Annotated in this window: 3 protein-coding genes; 2 read left to right on the top strand and 1 reads right to left on the bottom strand. The window is 35.6% G+C overall.

Going from position 1 to position 3,735, the window contains the following annotated elements; all coding sequences use genetic code 11:
- The first annotated feature begins 18 nt into the window (after positions 1–18).
- Together D7Y06_RS24290 and D7Y06_RS24285 are read left to right on the top strand one after the other, a co-directional pair.
- Positions 19–546, top strand: coding sequence for a helix-turn-helix domain-containing protein (locus tag D7Y06_RS24290; RefSeq protein ID WP_120410068.1), 528 nt, complete (start codon positions 19–21; stop codon positions 544–546).
- Positions 547–574: 28 nt separating this feature from the next.
- Positions 575–1,027, top strand: a complete 453-nt coding sequence (locus tag D7Y06_RS24285; protein ID WP_120410067.1) for a GNAT family N-acetyltransferase — start codon at positions 575–577, stop codon at positions 1,025–1,027.
- Positions 1,028–1,430: 403 nt separating this feature from the next.
- Here D7Y06_RS24285 and D7Y06_RS24280 read toward each other — a convergent pair whose 3' ends face one another.
- Positions 1,431–3,497 carry a UvrD-helicase domain-containing protein gene (locus tag D7Y06_RS24280; RefSeq protein WP_120410066.1) on the bottom strand — a complete coding sequence of 689 codons (2,067 nt, stop codon included), beginning with the start codon at positions 3,495–3,497 and terminating at the stop codon, positions 1,431–1,433.
- Positions 3,498–3,735 lie beyond the last annotated feature (238 nt).

Genomic DNA, 3,735 nt, shown 5'->3' with positions numbered 1-3,735 from the left:
AACAAGGAGTGAAACACTATGGCGATTGGCGAAAGAATACATTTTTTCCGCATCATGCGGGGCATGACACAGAAATACCTCGGTATGCTTGTCGGGTTTCCCGAAAAATCAGCGGATGTGCGTTTAGCACAGTATGAAACTGGCTCACGCAAGCCAAAGGCAGACTTGACGGCTGCACTGGCACAGGCTCTTGACGTTGCGCCGCAGGCTCTGGACATACCCGACATTGACAGCTACATCGGGCTTATGCACACCTTATTTGCACTTGAGGACATATACGGACTTACCATCAGCGAAACAGACGGGGAAGTCTGCTTAAAAGTCAGCAAAGACAAAAGCAAGGATGCCGCCGAACTGCTGAAAATGCTCTGCGCTTGGCAGGAACAGGCTGCAAAGCTCTCTGACGAGGAAATCAGCAGGGAAGATTACGACCAGTGGCGGTACAATTACCCGAAGTTTGACACTACGCAGCATTGGGCGAAAGTCCCCTCTAAGGAATTGAGCGATGCCTTAGCCAAAGCGTTCAAAGACAAGCTGCCAGACTAACCAAGCCAGATTGGAAGGTGTAAAAAACGTGATTATCAGAGAATACCGCCCCTCGGACTGTAAATACTTAGCGGAGCTGTTCTATCAGACTGTCCATTCCATAAATGCCAAAGACTATACAGACGAACAGTTAAATGTCTGGGCAACTGGCAATGTAAATATAGATGAATGGAATCAATCATTATCCGAGCATTTTACGCTTGTCGCCATAAAAGGCGGCATCATAGCAGGGTTTGGCGATATTGACAGGACAGGCTATCTTGACAGGCTGTATGTCCACAAGGACTATCAACGCCAAGGGATTGCCACCGCTATCTGCGATAAACTGGAACACGCTTTTGGGGTAAGCAAAATAACCACATATGCTTCCATCACTGCAAAGCCGTTCTTTCTTCACAGGGGATATAACACAATTAAGGAACAGCAGGTAATCAGGTCAAATATCCCCTTGACGAATTTCATTATGGAAAAATTGCTTTAACTATCACCCCCATTCACCATTAAATAGCATGACAAAAAACGCCCTTAGCCATGAGTTCCTACCCACAGCTAAGGGCGTTTCTAATATGGATTTTTTACAGTCATTTAAACCTCTTGCAAATCATTCTCCCACCTATAAACCGTTAGATAGAAAGAATAATCACACTCAAACGACTGTTATCAATTTGTTATCAAAAGACCTTTCCAAAGTCCGCAAACCCGCATAAACGCTGGGTTTACTAAGCATTTTTGTTTACTCGAACTCTTTTTCCGGTTCGTTACAAGTCCTGTTTTACATTGCTTTTTCTTACAAATTCGTATCATTTTGATGCGTTTTTAGTTCTCGTTTATATGGTTTCAAAGCTGATGTACCCAAAATGTACCCAATGTTAAAATAGCTGCACCTACGTCATTTGAATCGGAAAAGCTTCTGCCTTCCCAAATATCTTTTCAATATTATGCCTAATCTCCTCCAAATCATCAATATACAGAATACGCAAGTTTTTAATTGCCCTCGTAACTGCTACATACAAAATATTTCTGCCCCTCTTATACTGTTCATATCTCGGCAAATCTTGACTAATATCTTCTCCATACTCCTTAAAAAATAATTCAAATAATCCTTTATCCTGTCCAAAATCTTTTCCTAAAATTATAATAACATTCTCATATTCCAGTCCTTTAGTGCTGTGAAAAGTATGATAATAAATTTCTTTACTCTCGTCTCGATTTACATAATGGAACCAGCATAACACTTCCTCAATTCTCAAATTTAGAATTTCTCCAACAATTTGTTTTGTTTCCACTTCTTCATCATATGAATCATATAATGAATGCAGAAAATATTTTAACACTCCTTCATAAGAAATTTCATCAATGTCAAGTATTCTTTCCACAATAAATTTGTATGCTTTATCACTTGATGCTTTATATTTTTCAAATATATCGACTAATAACTCATCTAACGTATTGCCATTTAATGATTGCAACAATGCTATGAGTTTCTTTAAATCGGAAAAACTCATATTTCTATACTCATCTGTCGGCAATATATCTCTTAATGCCTGTTTCTTTTCCCGTACTTCTGTATATAATTTCATCAGCCTATATAACAAAGATTGCACTTTACCTAAACGAATGGTATCATGGCTTAATAATTCCGTATTCAATTGCTTATATCCTATCCCTTGATATACCCCTGCATTCTTAAATGCCTTATATACATTAGAGAAACCACTGTAATCTGCTACCATTTGGTTCGTTGCAAACAAACAATGCAGTGAATTTTTCATATTAATATTCCATTGTTTCACACATAAATCTATAAATTTTCTTACTACATCTTGATTGCCAAAATAAAGTTTAACACTGCCCCCTTCACTATCTGAATAAATGGATTTTTGAATAATTTCATCATTACGCACCTTATTGGCAACATCAATTACTTCTGTGTAAGATCTACGATTATACAGCTTAGTTACAGCTACTAAGTTGGAATGCAACTGTCTCAGTTTAGTACCAACACCCGTGTCATAGATATTTTGAACCGAATCTCCAAAATATGCAATAAATATATCATGCTTTATTTCCTTTGCATATTGTCCTATGAAATTCATTATTTCAACAACAATATTTGCTGTGTCTTGATATTCATCTATAAGAATATAAGGATAGGAATCTATTACTATTTGTCTCATTTTAGGGTATTTTTGAATCAATTTAAATCCGTATTCCAATAATGTATCATGACTAATTCTCATCTTATCTAAACGATCACGATTATACATTGGATCATAATTAACTACTTTATATCCCTTCTCACCTTTACTTATTTTTTCCAAGCAATCTAAATATCTTTTTCTTCTAAAAAGCTTATCAACTAATCCTTTAAATTTTGAAACATTAGATATAAGTTCTGCATATTCTCTTCTAATTTCATCAGGCATAGCATCCTTAAATTCTTTTGCCTTTAAATTATATGCTTTGTTATAATTAGTTTTATTCTCAATCATTATCTGGAAAAAGTGTTCCTGTGATTCTTTATTCAATTCCCTATATTTCTTATAATCATCCTTATTAGACAACTGTTCATCAAGTTCTGCTATACCACTATTTAATTTTTCGATATGTAAACTTAACAAAGCTGATTTTTGCCCACTAATAATATGCCATACCCTATCATGAATAGTCGCTATTTCCACTATATCAGAAGCACCTATTTGTACTTTTATGTTATTTGCCGCTACATTAGTATATGTGATACAGGCAATTTTTTGATTGTGATGTTTCAATCTTTCTCTGTTCTGTTCAACAATATATTTCAGACACTCTACTAATGCATATGTTTTTCCCGAACCTGCACCAGAATTAAAAACAGTACTCTCAAATCTATCACTATATTGAAACAACTGGTTTAAAATCTCTTTTTCTTTATCCTGATCTTCATTACTAATTTTAGATAATCCCATCATTTTCCTCCTACTAATTTTTGCTCTATCCAATCAAGTCCATCCGATATGTATTTTGGTAATTGAGGGATTTTTTCTTCCACATCCTCGTTTACAATATGATAAAGCAATTTGCTTGCAAATTCCCCTTTACAATTCGATAGTTTTACCTGCCATTTATATGAATTGTCCACCACTTTACAACTATTATAAATAGTGCTCCTTTTGTCGGACAAGATATTTCAATGTTCTCATAAGGGCA

It is taken from the genome of Roseburia sp. 1XD42-69 (genome assembly GCF_003612565.1).
Taxonomy (GTDB): Bacteria; Bacillota; Clostridia; order Lachnospirales; family Lachnospiraceae; genus Roseburia_B.
Note: the sequence above shows the minus strand (reverse complement) of the source record. Positions and strands in the feature narration are given on the sequence as shown.

Coding starts and splice junctions, on each gene's coding strand:
- D7Y06_RS24280 (WP_120410066.1), bottom strand. CDS start 3,497: ATGATGGGATTATCTAAAATTAGTAATGAAGATCAGGATAAAGAAAAA.
- D7Y06_RS24290 (WP_120410068.1), top strand. CDS start 19: ATGGCGATTGGCGAAAGAATACATTTTTTCCGCATCATGCGGGGCATG.